The 21987-nt window shown below is 71.6% G+C and carries 21 protein-coding genes; 9 read left to right on the top strand and 12 right to left on the bottom strand.

The annotated features are described in order from the left end of the window. Position 1 precedes the first annotated feature (1 nt). Together DEJ17_RS02595 and DEJ17_RS02590 are read right to left on the bottom strand one after the other, a co-directional pair. Complete coding sequence (locus DEJ17_RS02595; protein WP_110891922.1) at positions 2-466, bottom strand: tetratricopeptide repeat protein; 465 nt, start codon at positions 464-466, stop codon at positions 2-4. A gap of 15 nt (positions 467-481) precedes the next feature. After that, positions 482-1228 (bottom strand): 4-hydroxy-tetrahydrodipicolinate reductase, encoded by a 747-nt coding sequence (locus DEJ17_RS02590; protein ID WP_258366622.1) that lies wholly within the window; start codon positions 1226-1228, stop codon positions 482-484. Positions 1229-1251: 23 nt separating this feature from the next. On the opposite strand from DEJ17_RS02590, the gene DEJ17_RS02585 reads away from it, so the two are divergent. Continuing rightward, positions 1252-1743, top strand: a complete 492-nt coding sequence (locus DEJ17_RS02585) for a GNAT family N-acetyltransferase (protein WP_110891920.1) — start codon at positions 1252-1254, stop codon at positions 1741-1743. Positions 1744-1792: 49 nt separating this feature from the next. Here DEJ17_RS02585 and DEJ17_RS02580 read toward each other — a convergent pair whose 3' ends face one another. Both DEJ17_RS02580 and DEJ17_RS02575 read right to left on the bottom strand, forming a co-directional pair. Then, positions 1793-2395 (bottom strand): histidine phosphatase family protein, encoded by a 603-nt coding sequence (locus tag DEJ17_RS02580; protein WP_027464756.1) that lies wholly within the window; start codon positions 2393-2395, stop codon positions 1793-1795. A gap of 8 nt (positions 2396-2403) precedes the next feature. Further along, complete coding sequence (locus DEJ17_RS02575) at positions 2404-3738, bottom strand: pitrilysin family protein (protein ID WP_110891919.1); 1335 nt, start codon at positions 3736-3738, stop codon at positions 2404-2406. A gap of 251 nt (positions 3739-3989) precedes the next feature. Here DEJ17_RS02575 and DEJ17_RS02570 point away from each other — a divergent pair, with 251 nt between their 5' ends. After that, positions 3990-4637, top strand: coding sequence for a TetR/AcrR family transcriptional regulator (locus tag DEJ17_RS02570; RefSeq protein ID WP_110891918.1), 648 nt, complete (start codon positions 3990-3992; stop codon positions 4635-4637). Between the two features lie 273 nt (positions 4638-4910). Beyond that, complete coding sequence (locus DEJ17_RS02565) at positions 4911-5438, top strand: YbhB/YbcL family Raf kinase inhibitor-like protein (protein ID WP_110891917.1); 528 nt, start codon at positions 4911-4913, stop codon at positions 5436-5438. A 198-nt stretch (positions 5439-5636) separates the two neighbouring features. Here DEJ17_RS02565 and DEJ17_RS02560 read toward each other — a convergent pair whose 3' ends face one another. After that, positions 5637-7916, bottom strand: coding sequence for a polyribonucleotide nucleotidyltransferase (locus DEJ17_RS02560; RefSeq protein ID WP_110891916.1), 2280 nt, complete (start codon positions 7914-7916; stop codon positions 5637-5639). A gap of 281 nt (positions 7917-8197) precedes the next feature. Here DEJ17_RS02560 and DEJ17_RS02555 point away from each other — a divergent pair, with 281 nt between their 5' ends. Continuing rightward, positions 8198-9403 (top strand): hypothetical protein, encoded by a 1206-nt coding sequence (locus tag DEJ17_RS02555; protein WP_110891915.1) that lies wholly within the window; start codon positions 8198-8200, stop codon positions 9401-9403. 170 nt (positions 9404-9573) lie between these two features. Here the strand turns inward: DEJ17_RS02555 and DEJ17_RS02550 are convergent, their stop codons facing one another. The 3 genes from DEJ17_RS02550 to DEJ17_RS02540 all read right to left on the bottom strand — a co-directional run bounded on the left by DEJ17_RS02550 (position 9574) and on the right by DEJ17_RS02540 (position 11301). Next, entirely contained in the window at positions 9574-10191 is a 618-nt protein-coding gene (locus DEJ17_RS02550; protein WP_110891914.1) for a CE1759 family FMN reductase, read from the bottom strand. Between the two features lie 290 nt (positions 10192-10481). Continuing rightward, positions 10482-10751, bottom strand: a complete 270-nt coding sequence (gene rpsO / locus DEJ17_RS02545) for a 30S ribosomal protein S15 (protein ID WP_071270776.1) — start codon at positions 10749-10751, stop codon at positions 10482-10484. A gap of 100 nt (positions 10752-10851) precedes the next feature. Continuing rightward, on the bottom strand, positions 10852-11301 hold the full coding sequence (locus DEJ17_RS02540) for a VanZ family protein (RefSeq protein ID WP_181421004.1): 450 nt from the start codon (positions 11299-11301) through the stop codon (positions 10852-10854). A 182-nt stretch (positions 11302-11483) separates the two neighbouring features. Here DEJ17_RS02540 and DEJ17_RS02535 point away from each other — a divergent pair, with 182 nt between their 5' ends. Genes DEJ17_RS02535 through DEJ17_RS02525 form a run of 3 tightly spaced genes read left to right on the top strand, consistent with a single transcriptional unit; the run spans position 11484 to position 13967 of the window. Beyond that, positions 11484-12560 (top strand): glycoside hydrolase family 6 protein, encoded by a 1077-nt coding sequence (locus DEJ17_RS02535; RefSeq protein WP_181421003.1) that lies wholly within the window; start codon positions 11484-11486, stop codon positions 12558-12560. Positions 12561-12618: 58 nt separating this feature from the next. Continuing rightward, positions 12619-13668: a M4 family metallopeptidase gene (locus DEJ17_RS02530; protein ID WP_110891911.1), complete on the top strand. Its 1050-nt coding sequence runs from the start codon at positions 12619-12621 to the stop codon at positions 13666-13668. Between the two features lie 29 nt (positions 13669-13697). Next, positions 13698-13967, top strand: a complete 270-nt coding sequence (locus DEJ17_RS02525; protein WP_110891910.1) for a protealysin inhibitor emfourin — start codon at positions 13698-13700, stop codon at positions 13965-13967. 162 nt (positions 13968-14129) lie between these two features. On the opposite strand, the gene DEJ17_RS02520 is transcribed toward DEJ17_RS02525, so the two are convergent. The 3 genes from DEJ17_RS02520 to DEJ17_RS02510 form a co-directional block, all read right to left on the bottom strand. Then, positions 14130-16373, bottom strand: a complete 2244-nt coding sequence (locus tag DEJ17_RS02520) for an ATP-binding domain-containing protein (protein WP_258366620.1) — start codon at positions 16371-16373, stop codon at positions 14130-14132. 130 nt (positions 16374-16503) lie between these two features. Beyond that, entirely contained in the window at positions 16504-17340 is an 837-nt protein-coding gene (locus DEJ17_RS02515; protein ID WP_110891908.1) for an aldo/keto reductase, read from the bottom strand. Then, the gene (locus DEJ17_RS02510) at positions 17340-17711 is read right to left on the bottom strand and encodes an FKBP-type peptidyl-prolyl cis-trans isomerase (protein ID WP_110859255.1); all 372 of its coding nucleotides are present in this window, start codon (positions 17709-17711) and stop codon (positions 17340-17342) included. Before DEJ17_RS02510 ends, DEJ17_RS02515 begins: the two co-directional genes overlap by 1 nt. 69 nt (positions 17712-17780) lie before the next feature. On the opposite strand from DEJ17_RS02510, the gene DEJ17_RS02505 reads away from it, so the two are divergent. Both DEJ17_RS02505 and DEJ17_RS02500 read left to right on the top strand, forming a co-directional pair. Further along, positions 17781-19100, top strand: coding sequence for an MFS transporter (locus DEJ17_RS02505; protein ID WP_110891907.1), 1320 nt, complete (start codon positions 17781-17783; stop codon positions 19098-19100). A 179-nt stretch (positions 19101-19279) separates the two neighbouring features. Beyond that, complete coding sequence (locus tag DEJ17_RS02500) at positions 19280-20365, top strand: YihY/virulence factor BrkB family protein (RefSeq protein ID WP_110891906.1); 1086 nt, start codon at positions 19280-19282, stop codon at positions 20363-20365. Positions 20366-20440: 75 nt separating this feature from the next. Here the strand turns inward: DEJ17_RS02500 and DEJ17_RS02495 are convergent, their stop codons facing one another. After that, the gene (locus tag DEJ17_RS02495; RefSeq protein ID WP_110891905.1) at positions 20441-21922 is read right to left on the bottom strand and encodes an aspartate ammonia-lyase; all 1482 of its coding nucleotides are present in this window, start codon (positions 21920-21922) and stop codon (positions 20441-20443) included. Positions 21923-21987: the final 65 nt, after the last annotated feature.

Here is a 21987-nt window from a genome sequence, read left to right as displayed (position 1 = left end):
GTCAGCGTTCGATGGCGCGGGCCAGGGCGGTGCGCATCGCCGACCGCGCGCGCTTGCGGTCGCCGGCGGCGTCGTAGACGACACCGAGCCGGTACCAGGCACGCCAGTCGGCCGGGTTCTGTTCGACCGCGTCGCGGTACCGCGGGAACAGCTCGTCGGCGGCGTCGCGGATCGGCCGACCCGACGGCCGCACCGGGACGACGTCGTCCGGGGTTCCGCCCTCGGCCTCGAGCCGCGCGCCGAGCCGGGTGATGCGGATGCCGAAGCGGAACTCCAGCACGAGCAGGAGCGCCCCGATCGCGGCGACGACGAACAGCGCGACGCCGATGCCGATGCCGACCGGGATGCCGGTCGCGATGAAGGCGACGGCGCGCTGCCCGACCAGCACGATGTACAGGGCGAGCAGCACCGCCATCAGCGCCGCGCCCCAGAACGGCGAGCGGATCGTGCGTCCGGCCCGCTCCATCCGACCCACGACGCCTCAGCCGATGCCGAGGACGCTGCCGAGGCCCACGGTGAGGCCCCGCGCCGCGACGACGTTCGCCAGCGCCGCACGGATGCCGGCCACGTAGGCGACGTCGTCGTTCGTGTCGTGCCGGATCGTCAGCGTCTCGCCGGGGCCGCTCAGCACGACGTCCTGCACCGCCTTCACCCCTGGCAGTCGGAGCGAGTGGATCGGCACGCTGGCGACCTGCTGGCCGCGGGCGCGCTGGTCGACGTGCGGGGCGTCCACGGGGCCGACCTCGCGACGGGCGTCGGCCATCAGCTCGGCGGTGCGCACCGCGGTGCCCGAGGGCGAGTCGATCTTGCCGGCGTGGTGGGTCTCGACGATCTCGGCGGCCGGGAACCACGGTGCCGCGATCGTCGCCAGGTGCGTGCCGAGCACCGAGCCGATCGAGAAGTTCGGGACGACGAGCACCCCCTGCTCAGGGCGTTCCTGCAGACCGGTGCGGAGCTTCGCGAGGCGGTCGAGTGACCAGCCGGAGGTGCCGACGAGCACGTTCGCGCCGCTCGACAGCGCGTTCTCGACGATCGCCGGGCTGAGCGACGGGACCGTCACGTCGACGACGAGCGCCGCGCCGCCGAAGACCGACGGCGGCGCGTCGTGCACGCCGTCCTTCGAGGACAGACGGGCGACGAGCTCGAACTCCGGGAGTTCCTCGACGACGGAGGCCACGAGGCCCCCGAGACGACCGGTGGCGCCGACGACGGCGACGGGAGTGACCATGCGGTCCATCCTAGGATCGACGCATGTCAGTCGAGGTCAGGACCGTGCCGGCCGATCTGCCCGAGGTCGACGAGCTGCTCGACGCGTACCTGGACGAGCGTGAGGCGACGTTCCCGAGCACGCAGGGCTCGTACTCGCGGAAGCGCACCCCCGCTGCGGAGTTCACGCCGCCGAACGGTGTCTTCGCGGTGGCGTACGAGGACGGCACCGCGGTCGGTTGCGGCGGTCTCCGGCGGATCGCGGACGGGGTCGACGCGACCGGTGCCGTCGACGTCCGGTTCGAGGTCAAGCACGTCTTCGTGACGCCGGCCGGGCGCGGCAAGGGCGTGGCGACGGCCGTGATGGACCTGCTCGAGCGCGCGGGGGCCGACCTCGGTGCGACGAGCATCGTCCTCGACACGAACGACTCGCTCGTGGCGGCCGGCGCGATGTACCGCGGCCGCGGGTACCAGCGGGTCGAGCCGTTCAACGAGAACCCGAACGCGACCGCCTGGTACCGCAAGCCGATCGCCTGAGCCGCCACGGGCCTCCCGGCCGCACCGCCGCGGACCGGACCGGCAGCCGCTAGACGGGCTGGTCGACCGGCAGACCGGTGCGGAGCTCCACCGGCAGGTGGGCCAGGTCGTTCAGTGTGACGACCTCGGCGGGCTTGGCCGAACGGATCCGGATGATCGTGAGCGCGGTGTGGGCGACGTTGGTGCCCATCCAGCGCCACTCGGGGGCCTGGAACGCCTCGCGCACGAACCAGCCGATCACGGCGTTGTGGGTGATGAGCAGGTCGTGCCGGTCCTCGCGCGCGGGGGTGAACCACTCCGACACGGCGTCGCCCATCTGGGCCTGCCCGGCGACGATCTCCTCTTCGGTGATGCCGCCGTACCAGCCCTGGTAGGCGTGCGGCATGTCCGGGGTCGGGCCCGAGGGGATGCAGTCGAACAGCAGCGTCGAGGGCTCGGGCTGGATCGACGGCAGGCGCTGCGACAGGAACGCCGCGGTCTCGCTCGGTGCCTCGAGCGGCGAGTGGTACACACCGTCGAAGGGCACGCCGCCGAGACGATCGGCGATCAGGGTCGCCTGACGCTTGCCGCGTTCGGAGAGCTTGCCGTCCCGCAGGCCGTGTTCGGCGTCCTGGTGTTCGCCGTGCCGGACGAGGTACAGGTAGTGCGACATGTCCGCGCTCAGCTGCCGATCCCGATCGCCGCGGCGAGTTCGTCCTGCTGCACGGCGCCGACCACCGAGGTGATCGTCGGCCGGGTGAGCAGGTCGCGCGCGAGTTCGAGCACGCCGTCGGTGGTGACGCGGTCGACGCGCTCGAGCGCCGTCGACAGGTCGGTGTACTCCCCCGTACCGAGTTCGGAGCGGCCGAGGCGGGTCATGCGGGCGTCGGAGTCCTCGAGCGAGAGCGTCAGCGCACCCTCGATCTGCCCCTTGGCACGGCGGAGCTCGTCGTCGGTGATGCCGTGGTCGACCATCCGGCGGAACTCCGCGTCGACGATGTCGATGACACCCGCGACGTTGTCCGGCGCGCAGCCGGCGTAGACACCGAAGGCACCGTTGTCCAGGTACGCGGGGGCGAACGACGACACCGCGTAGGCCAGACCGCGGCGCTCGCGGACCTCCTGGAACAGGCGCGAACTCATGCCCCCACCGAGCACGGCGTTCAGGACGCTGAGCGAGGGACGGCGGTCGTCACGCAGGTCGAGGCCCTGCGACCCGCGGAGCATGCTCACCTGTTCGGTGGGGCGGTGCACCACGGACAGCTTCGGCTCGACCGGGTCGGCAACCGTCTCGGGCGTGCGGCGCGGCAGCGGGTCGGCGTCTGGCGCGTCGTGGAAGACACCGGCGACGAGCTCGCAGAACCGGTCGTGGTCGACGGCACCGGCGGCGGTCACGACGATGCCGTTCGGCGCGTAGTGCTCGCGGTAGTGGGCCAGCACCTCGTCGCGCTGGACCGCACGGATGCTGTCCGGGGTGCCGCCGATCGGACGGCCGAGGGGGTGTCCGCCGAAGGCCGCGGCGAAGAACGCCTCGCCGGCGACGTCGGCCGGGTCGTCGGCGGCCATCGCGAGCTCTTCGAGGATGACCCCGCGCTCGACGGCGAAGGCGTCCGGTTCGAGCACCGAGCCGGTGACCATGTCACCGATGACGTTCACGGCCATCGGGACGTCGGTGTCCCGGACCCGTGCGTAGTAGCAGGTGTACTCCTTGGCGGTCGCGGCGTTGTGCTCACCGCCGACCGAGTCGAAGGCGATGGCGATGTCGAGCGCCGACCGGGTCTCGGTGCCCTTGAAGAGCAGGTGTTCGAGGAAGTGCGTCGACCCGAACTGCCCGTCGCGCTCGTCCCGCGAACCGACGCCGACCCAGAACCCGATGCTCGTCGACGCGGCGCCCGGCACCGCCTCGGTCAGCACACGGACGCCCGAGGGCAGCACGGTGCGACGGACGAAGGCCCCGCCGGACGTCAGGAACGACGTGTCCGGGGCCCCGAGCGGCAGTGGCACTGGCTGGTTCATCGCAGACGAGCCTACTGATCCGTCGAGGCCTCCCGCCCAGTTTCCCGGTCTCGGTCGCGTGCCACTCGAAGTGGGGTACAGAAAGTGTGGACAGACCGACTCGTCTGTCTGTCCTCCTTGTGCTACTGTTGGCCACGCCGGATCGAAAGCCCCCCTAAGTTCCGATCCGGCGGCTCGGGACATCAGTCCTGCGCGACCACCGAGTCCCCCCACTCCGGTCGCGGAGCCGATGAGTCCGAGGAGTACACGCTGTGACGGTCGATTCCCCCCAACCGGCCGTCCAGCGTCTCCCCGGCCCGAGCACGAACCTCGCGTCGCCGGACGGGTCGAGCGTCCCCCCGACTCCCCGCTCCGGCGGCGCGAAGGTCCGCGTCCTCGAGACCGCCACGCGACTCTTCTACGAAGAGGGCATCCACAGCGTCGGCGTCGACCGTCTCATCTCCGAGGCGAGCGTCACGAAGGCGACGTTCTACAAGCACTACGGGTCGAAGGACAACCTGATCCTCGCCTACATCCGCACCCAGCACGAGCGCGTGCAGGAGCGGATGGAGCAGCTCATCGCCGACGCCGGCTCCCCCGAGCGGGCCGTCCGTGCGTGGGTCGCCGCCCTGGCCGACGACGTCAACGACCCGGCGTTCCGCGGCTGTGCGTTCCTGCACGCCGCCGCCGAGTACCACGACCCGCGCGACCCGGTGCGCCAGGTCGTCGCCGTGCACCGCGACTGGTACACCGAGCGACTCGCGACCCTGCTGCAGGAAGCCGGGCACCCCCTGCCCGGCGACGGCGCCGACGAACTCATGCTCGCGCGCGACGGTGCGATGGCCGGGGCGTACGCCGGCGACGCGATCGCCGCCACCGCTGCGCTCAACCGTGTGGTCGACCGGGTGCTCGCGGGCTGACGCCCGGCTGTCACCAGATCTGTCGCGTTCGGCTGTCGCCCTCGCGAAAGCGACAGATCACCGCGAACAGTTCGTGCCATCCTGTCGCCTTCGCGGCACTGACGCACCCACGCGATGCGGATCTGTCGCTTCCGCAGGGCGGTCGAGGTGACCGCAGGCGGACGGGAGGCCCGCGGCGGGCCCGTACCGTGCCTCCAGGCCGTCGCGTGCGAACTCCCACAGCCCCGCGCGCGCACGGAGCACAGCCCGAGCCGTCGGGTGTTGGCTTGGGACATGGCCAACGACCCCAACTGGAACCTGCCCGACGTCCCGTCCTTCACCCTGACGAGCCCCGACTTCGCCGACGGAGGCGAGCTGCCCACCTCGGCACGCGGCTCCGACGTCGGCGGTGAGGACCGTTCCCCCGCACTCGAGTGGTCGGACGCGCCCGAGGGCACGAAGAGCTTCGTCCTGACCGTCTACGACCCCGACGCCCCGACCGGCTCCGGCTTCTGGCACTGGAGCCTGAGCGACATCCCGGGCTCGGCGACCTCGCTCCCCGCAGGCGCCGGCACCGATGACGCCCTGCTGCCCGCCGAGGCACTCCGCCGCCGCAACGAGTTCGGCACGGACACGTTCCTCGGGGCTGCTCCGCCCGCGGGCCACGGTGTGCACCGCTACTTCTTCACGCTGAGCGCCCTCGACGTCCCCGTGCTCGAGGTCCCCGCGGACGCGACCCCCGCGGTCGTGGGCTTCATGCTCCGCGGGCACCTGCTCGGGCGCGCGCAGCTCATGGGCACGCAGGAGACCCCCGCGGCCTGACCGGCACGCGGCACCGCGCCGCGATCTTTCGCGGCCGACGACAGTTCACGCGGCGCCGTGCCCGTGAGGTGTCGCTGGCCGCGAAAGCACGCACGCAGCCAAAGCACGCACGGCCAACGCACGCACGCCCCCGCAGCGGCGAACGGCCGCCGCCCCGGAAGGGACGGCGGCCGTTCGTGCGTCAGGACGCGGGGAGGATCAGCCCTCGGCCGGGTCCTCGGCGTGGGCGCGTACCGTCTCGGCCGAGGTGGAGTCACCCTCGGTCTCGTCGGTCACGACCGGCGCGAGCGACAGCTTGCCGCGATCGTCCACCTTGGTCACCTCGACCAGGACCTTCTGGCCGACGCCGAGCACGTCTTCGACGTTCTCCACACGCTTGCCACCGGCGAGCTTGCGGACCTCGGAGACGTGGAGCAGACCGTCACGGCCCGGGAGCAGGGACACGAAGGCGCCGAAGGTGGCGATCTTCACGACGGTGCCGAGGAACTGGTCCCCGATCTCCGGGTTGGTCGGGTTCGCGATCGCGTTGACCTGGGCACGAGCGGCCTCGGCCGACGGACCGTCGACGGCGCCGATGTAGACCGTGCCGTTGTCCTCGATCGAGATGTCGGCGCCCGTGGTGTCCTGGATGCCGTTGATCGTCTTGCCCTTCGGGCCGATCAGCTCGCCGATCTTGTCGACGGGGATCTGCACCGAGATGACGCGAGGAGCGGTGTCCGCCATCTCGTCGGGGGCGTCGATGGCCTCGTTCAGCACACCGAGGATGGCCGAGCGGGCCTCCTTCGCCTGCTTGAGCGCCGCGTCGAGCACCGTCGACGGAATGCCGTCGAGCTTGGTGTCGAGCTGGATCGCGGTGACGAACTCCGAGGTACCGGCGACCTTGAAGTCCATGTCGCCGAGCGCGTCTTCCGCACCGAGGATGTCGGTCAGGGCCGCGTAGCGGGTCTGACCGTCGACGGTGTCGGACACCAGGCCCATCGCGATGCCGGCGACCGGGGCCTTGAGGGGCACACCGGCGTTGAGCAGCGAGAGGGTCGAGGCGCAGACGGAACCCATCGAGGTCGAGCCGTTGGAGCTGAGCGCCTCGGAGACCTGACGGATGGCGTAGGGGAACTCGTCACGCGACGGCAGCACCGGCACGAGGGCGCGCTCGGCGAGGAAGCCGTGCCCGATTTCGCGACGCTTCGGCGAACCAACGCGGCCGGTCTCACCGGTCGAGTAGGGCGGGAAGTTGTAGTGGTGCAGGTAGCGCTTCTTCGTGACGGGCGACAGCGAGTCGATCTGCTGCTCCATCTTGAGCATGTTCAGCGTCGTGACGCCGAGGATCTGCGTCTCGCCGCGCTGGAAGATCGCCGAACCGTGGACGCGCGGGATCACGGCGACCTCGGCGTCGAGCGGACGGATGTCGGCGAGGCCGCGACCGTCCATGCGGACCTGCTCGGTCAGGATGCGGCCGCGGACGACCTTCTTCGTGACCGACTTGTACGCGGCGCTGACCTGGCCGTTGGCTTCGGTCGGCAGCTCGCCGGCCTCGACCTTGGCGGCGATGGCCTCCTTCACGCGCGACTTGAGCGCGTCGTCGGCGTCCTGACGCTCGGTCTTGGCGGCGATCTTGTAGACGTCACCGAGCTCGGAGAGCGCGAGGGCTTCCACAGCCGAGTAGACCTCGGGCGCGTACGGCGGGAAGACCGGGTAGTCCTGGATCTCCTTGGCCGACTGTGCGGCGAGCTTGGCCTGCGCGTCGACGAGGGACTTGAGGAACGGCTTCGCCGCCTCGAGGCCCTGGGCGACGATGGCCTCGTCGGGCTTGGTGGCGCCGCCCTGGATGAGGTCCCAGGCGTGCTCGGTGGCTTCGGCCTCGACCATCATGATCGCGACGTCCTCGTTGCCCGCCTCGTCCGTGACGACACGGCCGGCGACGGTGAGGTCGAACACGGCGTCGGCCAGCTGCGAGGCCTTCGGGAACGCGACCCACTGGTCACCGATCAGCGCGAGGCGCACACCGGCGATCGGGCCGGAGAACGGCAGACCGGAGATCTGCGTCGACGCGGACGCGGCGTTGATGGCGAGCGCGTCGTAGAACTCGTCCGGAGCGATGCTCAGGACGGTGATGACGATCTGGACCTCGTTGCGCAGTCCGTCGACGAACGACGGGCGCAGCGGCCGGTCGATGAGACGGCAGACGAGGATGGCCTCGGTCGACGGACGGCCTTCGCGGCGGAAGAACGAACCGGGGATCTTGCCGGCGGCGTAGGAACGCTCCTCGACGTCGACGGTCAGCGGGAAGAAGTCGAAGCCCTCACGCGGGTGCTTGCCGGCGCTGGTGGCCGAGAGGAGCATCGTTTCCTCGTCGAGGTACGCGGCGACCGCGCCCTGGGCCTGCTGTGCGAGCCGGCCGGTCTCGAACCGGACGGTGCGCTTGCCGTACTTGCCGTTGTCGATGACGGCTTCGGCGAACTTGATCTCGGGACCCTCCAAAAGGGCGCCTCCTTGATGTGTTTCCGGCAGGCCGTGGCGACGGCACTCGATGGTGCGTGCGCGCCGATCGTTCCGGACGCATGTCTGGCCAGCAGTAGAAGCACTCGGGAAACCGTTCCGGCCCGCGAGCCACCACCGATGACCAGCTCCGTGCCCGGCCTGCGCAGTGTTGTGTGTGACGTCCGGGGAATGAGTCCTCGGACATGATGGACTTTACCAGTCCTCAGGCTGTGGGCGGCGCGGCTCGCTGGACTGCTGGTGAACATCGGTAGCCTGCCGCCATGCGTCTCACCCCCTCGCGGGGCGTGCTCGTCGCGGCCGCCGTGGTCGTCGGCGCGCTCGTCGCCCCGGCACTCACCGCTGTCCCCGCGAACGCGACCGAGTACCCGACGTGGCAGGACGTGCAGCGCGCGAAGGGCAACGAGACCGCGAAGCGGGCCGAGGTGCAGAAGGTCCAGGCCGCGCTGCAGTCCGCGCAGGACGAAGCCGCGGCGAAGTCGCAGGCCGCCCTGGTGGCCTCGTCGAAGGCGGACGCAGCCGAGGCGGAGTTGGCGTCGGCCACCCAGGCCGCCACGAGCCTCCAGGCCCAGGCGCAGCACGCGAGTGAGACGGCGGACCGCGCTCAGCAGCGGGCCGGTCAACTGGCCGCGAACCTGTACCGCGACGGCAGCACGAACCAGATGACCACCCGGATCGCGACCGCGGAGAACCCGGACCAGCTGCTCTACCAGCTCGGTGCACTCGACCAGCTGTCGGAGACGTGGTCCGGCGTCATGGACGAGGCTTCCGTCGCTGCCGGCACGGCGTCGTCGCTGCACGAGCAGGCCCAGCGGGCCGAGACGGAGCGCGCGACGCGCGCGCAGGCGGCCGAGGAGCGCTCGGCCGCGGCGAAGTCGGCGGAACAGGCGGCGGACGCCGCCGTCGAGTCGACGGAGCAGCACAGCGACGAGCTGTACGCGCAGCTCGCGTCGCTCAAGGACAGCACCGCGGAGCAGGAGGCCGGGTACGAGCTCGGTCAGCGGGTCGCCGCGCAGAAGGCGGAGCAGCAGCGGAAGCGGGCTGCAGCGGCGGCGGCCGAGGCGGCGGCGAACGCGGCCGCGGCGAACACCGGCGGCGGCAGCGCGAGCAGCGGCGGCTCCGGCACGTCCTACCCGAGCACCGGTGGTGTCGTCGTCGACCCGGCCGGCGCCCAGGCCTACGCGCGTGGCGCCCTGGCGTCCTACGGGTGGGGCGACGACCAGTTCTCGTGCCTGGTGTCGCTGTGGACGCAGGAGTCCGGGTGGCGGGCGAACGCCCTGAACGCTTCGAGCGGCGCCTACGGCATCCCGCAGTCGCTGCCGGCCGAGAAGATGGCGGTGGCCGGAGCCGACTGGCGGACGAACGCTGCGACGCAGATCAACTGGGGGCTCGCCTACATCAAGAGCGCCTACGGGTCACCCTGCGGGGCGTGGGGCCACGAGATGAGCGTCAACCCGCACTGGTACTGAGCGCTGGGCTGGTCGCGCGTCGGTCAGCGGCGTCCGGTCGTTGCGTCCGGTCGCTGCGTCCAGTGGCTGCGTCCGGTCGACGCCGTCGTCTCGCCGAGACGCCGCCGAACGCCCGAGACGTCGCCGGGTTCGGCGGCGTCTCGTGAACACGACGGCGTCTCGGCACCGGGTCAGTGACCGAGGCCGCCGAGCAGGCTCGCGAAGTCCGGGGTCGCGGGGAGCGCGTCGGCTTCCTGCGGTGCCCTCCTGGAGGCCCGGATCGCCCAGGCCAGGTGGGCTCCTGCCCGGCGGATGCGACCGTCCAGGGCGGCCGCGTCACCGTCGGTCCCCCAGTCGTCGGTCGCGGCGAACACCCCGGTCGGCACGATCGCCGCACGCAGGTACGCGAAGACGGGCCGGAGGGCGTGGTCGATCGCGAGCGAGTGCCGCGAGGTCCCACCGGTGGCGCCGAGCAGGACGGGCATGTCGGCCATCGAGTCCTTGTCGAGCACGTCCAGGAACGACTTGGCCAGGCCGCTGACGCCCGCGGTGAAGATCGGCGTGACGAACACGACGGCGTCGGCCTCGACCACAGCGGCCATCGCTGCGGAGAGCGCAGGGGCCGCGAACCCGGTCAGCATCGCGTCGGTGACCTCGTGCGCGAGCGGCCGGAGCTCGACGTGCACGACGTGTGCGGGGGTCCCCTCGGCGACGAGCGACGCGACGGCTGCCTCACCCAGACGGTCGGCGAGCAGGCGGGTGGAGCTGGGCTCGGAGAGTCCGGCGGAGACGACGGCGATGGTGGTCATGATGCTTCCCGACTTTCGATGCGTTTGCATGAACATAGCATCCAACCGGGTTGCCGCCACAACCATTCCCGCCGTCGAGCAGCGTGCCGATCGGTCACGACTCCCCGCGCGCTGACTGCGGAGCGGTCACGAAGTGTCGCGTGAGACCGCGGGAGCCGACGAGTCGTGACCGCGGGCTCAGCGCGGGCGACGTGTCCTGACCGACCGAAGACGCACCAGGTCCGGGAACGGAGAACGCCCCGGTCCTCACGAGGAGGGCCGGGGCGTTCGGTCAAGCGTGTGTCGGTCGACTAGCGACGCAGGCCGAGGCGCTCGATGAGCGCACGGTAGCGGGCGATGTCGACGTCGGAGAGGTAACCGAGGAGACGGCGACGCTGACCGACCATGAGGAGCAGACCACGACGCGAGTGGTGGTCGTGCTTGTGCTCCTTGAGGTGCTCGTTCAGGTCGTTGATACGACGCGTCAGAACGGCGACCTGGACCTCGGGGGATCCGGTGTCGCCCGGGTGGGTCGCGTACTCTTCGATGATCTCCTGCTTGACCTGTGCGTCAAGTGCCATGGTGATCCCCTTCCTGTCCGTTGCGCGGTGCCCGTGCCTGATGCGCGAGCGCTCTTTGTCCGCGGCCGTTCGACGGCAACCGCCCAAGACTACCAGAGTCCTAGGCGGTCCTGGGATGCAGACGGCGTCGACGTCGACGTTCCGGCAGCAGACTGCGGACGAGCCCGACGAGCGTCGCGCCGAGCAGTCCGCCGAGGCCGTTCGACAGCACGTCGCGCGGGTCCGCGACGCGGTACGGCAGGTAGGTGGCCTGGGCGAACTCGATGCCCGTGGACAGGACGACCGCGACGAGCGCGCCGAGGATCCACCAGCGACGGGGCAGCCACAGCGCCGCGAGCATCCCGACCGGCACGAACATCGCGATGTTGGCGAGGAACTCGGTGCGCTCGTACGTGAACCAGGCACCGTGCGGCAGCTGCTGCACCCATGCGATCGCGTGCAGCACGAGCGAGTTCTGGGCCGAGGTGAAGACCTGCGGGGTCAGCGTCATCCGCCAGATCACCCAGGCGTACGCCGCGGTCAGGGCGAGGAGGAGGAGTCGACGGAACATCCGGACAGTGTGCTGCATGGTCCTGCGCGGACGCTGGAGCGCTCCTGTCAGCCGTCGGTACGACACCTGGGCGATCACGGATCGGCGCTGGTCAGGACTCCCCCGTACCTGTCAGCATGGGTCCGGGCGCGATCGGTGCCCGCACCACCGACACCGCACGGTCAGATCAGGAGCACCGCAGCATGCCGGAGCACGAGGCACCCAGCGCCGAACGCCGCAACCGCTCGAGCGGCCTGCGGCAGTGGGGGTGGATCGCCGCTGCGGCGGTCGTCGTCGCCGCGGTCGTCACGACGCTCGTGGTCGTCGGCCCGTGGAACGGCGGCCAGCCGGACGGCGACGCCACCCCGAGCGGGCGCACCGTCGCCGAGCGGAAGACCGCGGCCGAGGCGTTCCCGGGCGGGCTCGCGCGCCAGCCGACGGCCGTGAACCAGGCCGGCCTCCGCGAGCGACAGGCACGGGCCGAGGGCGACGCCGCGACCGCCGAGCAGATCGCCGTGATCGCCGACCAGCCGATCGCGACCTGGCTGACGAACACTTCGCGGGCCGAGACCCGCTCGACGATCCGGTCGGTCGTCAGCACGGCGGAGGACCGTGGTGCCACCCCCGTGTTCGTCCTCTACAACATCCCGGACCGCGACTGCGGCAGCTACTCCAAGGGCGGCACCGAGGACGACGCCTACCTGCCGTGGGTCCGGTCCGCCGTCCGGGCGATGGCCGGCTCGCACGCCGTCGTGCTCGTCGAACCCGACTCGATCGCCCAGATCCAGAACTGCGAGCGACTGCGCGACGAACGCCTGCCCCTGCTGCGGAAGGCCGTCGACGCGCTGACCGGCCACGGGCTCACCGTGTACCTGGACGGCGGCAACGAGAACCGTGTGCCGACCGCCACCATGGCGGACTGGCTGCGGCAGGCCGGCGTCGACGAGGTGCAGGGCTTCTTCACGAACGTGTCGAACTTCTACCGCGTCGACCAGGAGCGCCCGTACGCCGACGAGCTCGCCGACGCGATCGGTGGCGACCCGCACTTCGTCATCGACGTGTCCCGCAACGGGCAGGGGTGGCGTGGCACGTGGTGCAACCCCGAGGGCGCCGGCCTCGGCCAGGAGCCGCACGTCACCGGCGGCAGCACCCGGCTCGACGCCCTGCTCTGGGTCAAGACGCCGGGGCTCAGCGACGGCACCTGCAACGGCGGCCCCGCGGCCGGCCAGTGGTGGGAGTCGTACGCGCTGGCCCTCGTCGAGCACCGCAAGCGCGACTGACCACCGCCGCGGGAGGGCCGCGCAGGGCCGTGTCGGTGCCCGGTGGTTGCATGTGCGCATGACCGCGACCGACCGCTTCCGCTCCGTCGTCCCGCCCTACCTGCTCCGCGCCGTCGCCGACGCCGACGCGTTCCCCCGAGCGGCCTCGGCGGCACGTACCGCGCTCGCTTCGCTCGACACCGTGCAGGCGCCGAAGCACGAGCACCTGATCGCACCGCGCGGCGCCAGCGGCACCGTCGACCGCTCCCCGCAGCGCACGATCACCGACGCGCACGGCACCACCACGCTGCCCGGCACCGTCGTCCGGCGCGAGGGCGACGCCGACTCCGGTGACGCCGCGGTCGACGAGGCCTACGCGGGCCTCGGCGCGACGCACGCCTTCTGGCTCGAGGTCTTCGACCGGGTGTCGATCGACGGCGCCGGGCTCCCCCTCGACGCGACCGTGCACTACGGCCAGGACTACGACAACGCCTACTGGGACGGCAGCCGGATGGTGTTCGGTGACGGCGACGACGAGGTGTTCCGGCGCTTCACCGTCGCGCTCGACGTCATCGGCCACGAGCTCGCGCACGGCGTCACGCAGTACACGGCCGACCTGACCTACCAGGGGCAGTCCGGCGCCCTCAACGAGTCGATCAGCGACGTCTTCGGTTCCCTCGTCGCCCAGTACGCGGCGGGGCAGTCGGCGGAACAGGCCAGCTGGCTCATCGGCGAGGGGCTCTTCACCGACGCCGTGCGGGGCGATGCGCTCCGGTCGATGCGGGCCCCGGGCACCGCGTACGACGACCCGGTGCTCGGCAAGGACCCGCAACCGGCCACCATGGGCGGGTTCGTCGTCACCACCGACGACGCCGGCGGGGTCCACACGAACTCCGGCATCCCGAACCACGCGTTCTTCCTGGCGGCCACGGCCATCGGCGGCCCCGCCTGGCTGGGTGCCGGTGCCGTCTGGTGGGACGCCCTGACGTCGCCCGAGGTGACCGCGTCGATCGACTTCGCGGGCTTCGCCACCGTCACCGTCGACGCGGCCGGGCGACGGTTCGGGGACGGCTCCGCCGAGCAGACCGCGGTCCGTCAGGCCTGGCAGCGGGTGGGCGTGCTCGACTGAGCGCGCCACCCGGGCGTAGCGTCGGGGGCATGCGCATCGAGGTCCGCCGCTCCGGGGGCTTCGCCGGCACCACACGGCGCTGGCGGGTCGACACCGACACGAGCAGCGACCCCGCGGCGTGGTCCGACGTCGTCGACGCGCTGCAACGCACCCCTGCGCCGACGGCCCCGCCCGTCCCCGACGACTTCAGCTGGACGATCAGCCTCGAACGCACGACCGTGACGATCCCCGGTCGCCGCCTCGACGGTCCGTGGGCCGACCTGGTCGCGCGGGTGCGGTCCGAAGGCGACCCGACCTGAGCCGGCAGGCCCGTGGCGGGCCCGCAGCGGGCCTCCCGTCCGCCCCGCGGAGACGCCACCACCGACCGATCGTGAGCAGCAATGGTCGCGTGGGCCCAGCGGACCCGACCATTCCTGCTCACGGAGTGGGCGAGGACGCACGCGAGGACGCGTGCGCGATCGTCAGTCGACGTCGATGACCGTCAGGCGACGGGTCGGACGCGTCATCGCGACGTACACCGCGGCGGCGGCACGGGCGGCGTCGGCCCCCACGCCGTCCGGGTCGACGAGCAGCACGCCGTCGAACTCCAGGCCCTTGGCGTCCGCACCCGTCAGCACCGTGAGCGAGCCGGCGTTCGGCGAGGCGAGGCCCCGGACGTCCGCCTCGGTGCGGGCGAGCCGCTGCCGGATCGTGTCGACCTGGGCCTCGGGGACGATGACGCCGATGGTGCCGGAGCCGATCCGGGTCCGCTCGGCGTCGGCGACCGCCACGACGGTGTCGAGCAGGTCGGCCCGGGCGACGCGGACGCGCTCGACGGGATCGCCGTCGCGTACGGCCTCGTTGCGGGTGACCGTCAGCCCGGCACTGTCGGCGAAGGCCCCCGCGGCCTCGACGATGGAGCGCGGGGTGCGGTAGTTGACGGTGAGCTGCTCGATGCGGTGGTCGAGCGGCACCTGCGGCGCACGGCCCCGGCGGCGACGCGCGAGCGCCCCGATGACGTCGTCCCAGGTGCGTGCGGCACCCGGCGAGGAGCCCTGGGCCATGTCACCGACGATCGTGAACGAGCGCAGTGGGTTGCGCCGGGCGAGCACGCGCCACTGCATCGGCGAGAGCTCCTGCGCCTCGTCCACGACGATGTGCCCGTAGGTCCACTCGCGGTCGTCGGCAGCGCGCTCCGCCGTGGAGCGGGGATCGCCGCCCTCGGCGAACGAGCCGGCGACCTGCTCGGCACTGACGATGCCCTCGACACCCATGTTCTCGATCGCCTGGCGGGCGTTCTCGATGTCGCGGTTCCGGCTGGCCTTCGCCGCGCGCTTTGCTGCGCCACCGGTCGGGTCGAACGGGCCGAGCAGTTCGGCTGCCTCGTCGAGCAGGGGGACGTCCTCGACGGTCCAGGCTGCGCCTCGGGCACGCTGCAGCAGGGCACGGCGCTCGGGGGTCCAGTCGGGGGTGAGCGAGGCGAGCCAGTTCGGCCGGGCGTAGAGGTCCTCGAGGAACTTCTCCGGCGGCAGCGGCAACCACGCGGTGTTGAGCAGCACGCGGGCGTCGTACGAGCTCCGGATGTCCTCGCGCAGGACCTTCTCGTCGGCCTCGTCCACCGTGGTGCCGCGCTCCCGCAGCTGCTCGGCGAGCAGGCGGGTCATCGCGTCGAGGGCGATCTTGTTGAACGTGACGCGGGCGGCGTTGTGCGGCTTGCCGCGGTCCTGCGCACGCTTCATGGCGTCGGCGACGAGCTGCGGCGGCACGACGAGCCGCTCGCCCTCGACGTCGAGCGTGACCGACTCGGTCGGCACGACCTGGCGCGAGCGCACCGCGCGGCGCAGGAGCGACGCCGTCTGCGCTGCACCCTTCACGGCGGCGACGTCGCGGGTGTCGTGCGTCGTCGCGTGCACGCCCGGGTAGAGCGAGCCGAGCGACGCCATCACGACACCGGTCTCGCCGAGCGACGGGAGCACCTGCTCGATGTACGTCAGGAACGCCGGGGACGGACCGACCATGAGCACGCCGGAGCCCCGTAGCCGCTCCCGGTACGAGTAGAGCAGGTAGGCGGCCCGGTGCAACGCCACGGCGGTCTTGCCGGTGCCGGGGCCGCCCTGCACGATGAGCACGCCCTCGAGCGGGGAGCGGATGATGCGGTCCTGCTCGCCCTGGATCGTCGCGACGATGTCGGTCATCCGGCCGGTGCGCTCGGCGGTCACCGCGGCGAGCAGTGCCCCTTCGCCCTGCAGGTGGGTGCGCTCGTCGTCGTAGAGCGAGGCGTCGAACACCTCGTCCTCGACGCCGACGACCCGACGGCCCTGCAGGGACAGGTGCCGGCGAGACCGCATGCCCATCGGGTGCGCGGCGGTGGCCTGGTAGAAGGCGCTCGCACCGGGGACGCGCCAGTCGAGCAGCAGCGGCCGGTGCTCGGCGTCGCGAAGCCCCACGCGGCCGATGTAGCGGAACGTGTCGTCGGAGTTGTCGGGCTCGGCGACCTCGAGGCGGCCGAAGACCAGGCGGTCCCCCACCCGCTCGAGCGTCGCGACGGTGTCCTCGTAGAGCCGCGCGTACGCGTCGCGCTCGCTGCGGCTCTGGTGGTTCCCGCCGACCGCCTGTCGGCGGGTCTCGGCGAGGCGCTGTTCGGCCTCGGCGGTCAGCTCGTCGAGACGGCGGAAGAGGCCGTCGACGTAGCCGCGTTCACGGTCGATCTCGGTCGGTTCGGACACACGCAACCCTTCGGGAAAGAGGGGTGTTCAGTGTAGTCCCGGCGCACCGACACGGATGACTGGAGGCGCGGTGCCAGCTGGCACCGCGCCTCCGGTCCGTGCGTCCGTGCGCCCGGCGGACGCGACACGTCTACATCTCTTCGTGCGTGTCCGGGTCGCCGTCCCACAGACGACCGCGCTCGAGCGCGGAGATCGCCTGCACCTCGTCGTCGGTCAGCTCGAAGCCGAAGACGTCGAGGTTCTCCTTCTGGCGGGCGGCGTCGCCCGACTTCGGCACCGGCACGGCACCGAGCTGGACGTGCCAGCGCAGCACGACCTGGCCGGGGGCCACACCGTGCGCCGCGGCGGCGTCGACGATCGGCTGCTCGGTGAGCAGTTCCGACCGCTTCGCGAGCGGGCTCCAGCTCTCGGTCACGATGCCGAGCTCCTGGTGCACCTTCCGCAGTTCCGCCTGGGGGAAGTACGGGTGCAGCTCCACCTGGTTGACGGCCGGGGCGACCCCGGTGGCGTCGACGATGCGGCGGAGGTGCTCCGGCGTGAAGTTCGAGACGCCGATGGAGCGGACCTTGCCGCTGTCACGCAGGTCGACGAACGCCTTCCAGGTGTCGACGAACCTGTCCACCGACGGGTTCGGCCAGTGGATCAGGTACAGGTCGACGTGGTCGAGCCCCAGGTTGCCGAGGGTCTCGTCGATCGAGCGGTGCGCCTCGTCGTAGCCGTGGTGCCGGCCCGGGAGCTTCGAGGTGACGACGAGGTCCTCGCGTGCCACCTCGGACTCGCGGACGGCGCGGCCGACGGCGTCCTCGTTGCCGTAGTTCAGCGCCGTGTCGAGCAGCCGGTAGCCGCTCGTGATCGCGGTGCCGACCGCCGCCGCGCCCTCGTCGCCGTTCAGGCCGTAGGTGCCGAGGCCGAGTTCCGGGAACCGGTGGCCGTCGTTCAGCTCGATTGTCGGGGCGCCGACCTGCATCAGCGGACCCCGAGCAGGTCGATCACGAAGATGAGGGTCTTGCCGGACAGGAAGTGGCCACCGCCGGCAGGGCCGTAGGCGAGCTCCGGCGGGACGACGAGCTTGCGTCGGCCGCCGACCTTCATGCCGGGGATGCCCTCCTGCCAGCCGCGCACCAGGGCCGCGAGCGGGAAGTCGATGGGCTCACCGCGGTTCCAGGAGCTGTCGAACTCCTCGCCGGTCTCGTACTCGACGCCGGCGTAGTGGACCTTGACGGTCGAGCCGGACGACGCTTCCTCGCCGGAGCCCTCGACGATGTCGGTGATGACGAGCTCGGTGGGGGCGGGGCCCTCGGGGGCGTCGAACTCGGGCTTGCTGTTCAGGTCAGTCATGCCGATCAGTCAACCAGAGCGCGCACCGGGCACGCGCAACGAGCGTCCAGCCCGCAGAATGGTTCCACCGTGACACCATCGACTCCCGCTCCGCCGCGCCGCCGCCTGCTCGCCGACCTCACCCCGCTCCGCCGCTCCCCCGCCTTCGCCCGCCTCTGGGCCGGCACCGCGATCGCCGGCATCGGCACCCAGATGACCACCGTCGCCGTCGGGCTCGAGGTCTACGAGATCACCCGCTCGACCTTCGCCGTGGCCCTGGTCGGTGTCATCGCGCTCGTGCCGATGATCGTCGCCGGCCTGTACGGCGGGATGCTCGCGGATGCCTTCGACCGGCGCCTCGTCGCCCTCGTGTCGTCCGTCATCGCGTGGGTCGCGGTCGCCCTGATCGCCACGCACGCCTGGCTCGACCTGCACAGCGTCGCGCTGCTCTACGTGCTCGCGACGGTGAACGCCGTGGCCGCCACCGTCAGCAACGCCTCCCGCTCGGCCATCGTCCCGCGGCTCGTCGGCACCGACCTGCTGCCCGCGGCGAGCGCACTGGGCGGGATCGCGTCGGGGTTCCAGGTCACCGTGGGTCCGGCGATCGCCGGTGTGCTCATCGCGACCGTCGGGTTCGCCCCGACCTACACCATCGACGTCGTGCTCTTCACGTTCGCGTTCCTCGGGGTCTTCACGCTGCCGCGGATGGCCGCCGACCACGACGCGCTGCGCCCCGGGCTCGGGTCGCTCATCGAGGGCGCGAAGTTCCTGCGGCGGTCGCGCAACATCACGATGACGTTCGTGCTCGACATCGTCGCGATGACGTTCGGGCAGCCGCGCGTGCTGTTCCCCGCGATCGGCGCACTGGTCATCGGTGGCGGTTCGATCACCGTCGGCACCCTCACCGCCGCGTACGCGATCGGAGCGCTGCTGTCGAGCGTCTTCTCCGGGCCGCTCGGGCACGTCCGACGCCAGGGCGAGGCCGTCGGATGGGCCATCACCGCGTACGGCGGGGCGATCGCGGCGTTCGGTGTGGTCATCGCGCTGGCGCACGTGCTCGGCGGCCGCACGGGTGAGGCGTTCGGCGTCGAGATCCTGCCGGCACTCGGGCTCGCGGCGCTGTTCCTGGCGATGGCCGGCGGCGCGGACAACGTCAGCTCGGTGTTCCGCAACACGATCTTGCAGGCGGCGTCGCCGGACGGCATGCGCGGGCGACTGCAGGGCATCTTCATCGTGGTCGTCACGGGCGGCCCGCGGCTCGGCGACCTGTACGCCGGCCTGGTCGTCGCGGCCGGCATCGCGTACCCGCCGGTCATCGGCGGCGTGCTGATCATCGGCCTCGTCGCGCTGCTCCTCCGCATGGTCCCGTCGTTCCGCCGCTACGACGCCCTGCACCCGCACGCGAACTGACGGGCGGGTCGGGGCCGCGGATCACCGGTGTTCGCGCGTGGAACACCCGCGTTCCGTGGTGCGGAGCGTAAACACCGGTGTCTTGCAGGTGCACCAGCGCGACCCACAGGCGGACGGGAGGCCCGTGGGGACGCCGCACCGCGCCTCCAGGACCGCACCTGTCGGGTACCGTACGACACATGCCGGACAGCGCATCGCGCGACCTCCAGCGGACGGGAGTCCGCGCCGTCGTCCGGCGCACCTACCACTCGGTGATCCGGCACCGCGTCGTCGACGCGGCCGCGTCGCTGACGTTCTTCGCACTGCTGACGGTGTTCCCGACCGCGCTGGCGGTCGTGTCGGCGCTGTCGATCGTCGACCGCAAGGGCGACAGCCTGACCGACATCGTCGAGGTCCTCGGGTTCATCGTCCGGCCGGAGACCGCCGAGCACCTCGAGGGGCCGCTCCGGCAGCTGCTGACCCTGGACAACCCGTGGCTCGGGTTCACGATGGGCGTCGTGCTGACGCTCTGGTCGCTGTCCGGCTACGCGACGGCGTTCGGGCGGGCGATGAACACCGCGTACGAGGTCGAGGAGGGTCGGCGGATCTGGAAGTTCCGCAGCATGATGCTCCTCGTCACGCTGCTCGTCATGGTCGGCGGCGCCGTCGCCATCGTCATCCTGCTCGGCACGCCGACGATCTCCGAGGCCGTCATCCGACAGCTCGGGTGGGCGCCCTGGATCGACGACGTGTGGAACGTGGTGAAGTGGCCCGTGCTCGCGGCCGACCTCGTCGTGATGGTGGCGGTGCTCTACTACGCGACGCCGAACGTGAAGACCCCGCAGTTGCGGTGGGTGTCCGCGGGTGCCGCGTTCGCGATCGTGACCTGGGCCATCGCCACCCTGGGGTTCGCGCTCTACGTGGAGACCCTCGGCGGCGGGAACCGGGCGTACGGGTGGCTCGGTGGCGCGATCCTGCTGCTGGTGTACCTGTACATCTCGAACTTCGTGCTCGTGGTCGGCGGGGAGCTCGACTCCGAGGTGATCCGGATGCGGCAGCTGCTCGCCGGCATCGAGGCCGACGAGTCGATCCGGCTCCCGCTGCGCGACGTCACGCGCAACTTCACGCTCGCGCGCTGGCGGGACCAGGACATCGCGGCCGCGCAGCACGTCCGGGCCGAGGCCGCGCGGGTGGCCGAGGAGGAGGACGCCGAGCTCACCCCGGGCGAGGAGCACCTGCGGGCGATGGCGCAGCAGGTGCGGGTGGGCGAGCGCCCCCTGCCGTGACGGGGTCGCGGGTGCGTGGGCGCGTGCCCGCGCTTGTGCCGGCGTGCGCGTGTGCCTGCACGCGCCCGCCCCACGTCAGTACTTGCGCGCCTCGGCGTCCAGCATCTCCTCGGTGATGATCGGGATCGCACCCGTCGCCAGCTCGATCCCCGACAGCCGTGCCGGGCTGAGCACCCGCATGACCTGGTCCTCCTCCATGAGCCCCGCCGCCACGACGAGCGTCGAGATCGGGGTCGAGGTGGTCAGCGCCGTGTGTGCGATCGACGCAGCCGCCGCGTACCCGATGTACGGCGTGAGCGCGGTGACGACGCCGACGTTCGTGTCGACCTGGGCCGCGAGCTTCGCCTCGTTCGCCTCGATGCCGACGACGCAGTGCTCACGCAGGGTCGCGCAGCCGCGGGCCATCCACTGCAGCGACTGCAGGATCGAGTGGGCGATGATCGGCTCGAAGGCGTTCAACTGGAGCTGCCCGCTCTCCGCTGCCATCGTCACGGTGGTGTCGGCCCCGGCGACCGCGTAGGCGATCTGGTTCACGACCTCGGGGATCACGGGGTTGACCTTGCCCGGCATGATCGACGAGCCCGCCTGACGTGCCGGCAGGGTGATCTCCCCCAGGCCCGCCTGCGGTCCGGACGACAGCAGGCGCAGGTCGTTGCAGATCTTCGAGAGCTTCGCGGCGCTGCGCTTCACGGTGCCGGACAGCGTCATGAACGAGCCGGCGTCGCTCGTCGCCTCGATGAGGTCCGGCGCGGTCACGACGTCGATGCCGCTCGCCTCCTGCAGCTGCCGGCGGACCTCGTCGCGGTAGAGCGGGTCCGCGGTGATCCCGGTGCCGATCGCCGTCGCGCCGAGGTTCATCTCGGCGAGCAGCGGCATCACCTTGCGGAGCAGGTCGGCGTCCTCCTGGATCGTGTGCGAGAAGCCGGTGAACTCCTGCCCGAGGGTCATCGGCACCGCGTCCTGCAGCTGGGTGCGGCCGACCTTCAGCACGTCGGCGAAGGCGCGACCACGCTCGGCGAACGCCGCGGAGAGTTCCTCGAGCTGCACGATGAGCCGACGGACGCCGAAGATCATCGCGATCTTGATGCTCGTCGGGTACGTGTCGTTCGTCGACTGGCTGCGGTTCACGTGGTCGATCGGGTGCAGGTACGCGTAGTCGCCCCGCTCCCGCCCGAGGAGTTCGAGTGCCCGGTTCGCGAGCACTTCGTTCGTGTTCATGTTCGTGCTCGTGCCCGCGCCGCCCTGCACGACGTCGACGACGAACTGCTCGCGGAGCGCTCCGTCACGGACCTCCTGCGCCGCGCGGTCGATCGCCCCGGCGCGCTCCTCGTCGAGGACACCGATCGCCCGGTTCGCCCGCGCTGCCGCCTGCTTCACGGTGACGAGCGCCTCGATGAGGTCCGGGTACACGGCGATCGGCACGGAGGTGATCGGGAAGTTCTCCAGTGCCCGCAACGTGTTGATGCCCCAGTACGCGTCGATCGGGACCTCCCGTGATCCCAGCGAGTCGCTCTCGGTCCGCGTCGTCGTCACAGGTGCCTCCTCGTTGCCGGTCACACGTCGAGGGTAGTCCCGTCCGTCCAGCCGGTCCGGGAACGCGCCGGGCTGGCGGGACCGGCGGC

This window comes from Curtobacterium sp. MCSS17_011, from assembly GCF_003224275.1.
Lineage (GTDB): Bacteria > Actinomycetota > Actinomycetes > Actinomycetales > Microbacteriaceae > Curtobacterium.
Note: the sequence above shows the minus strand (reverse complement) of the source record. Positions and strands in the feature narration are given on the sequence as shown.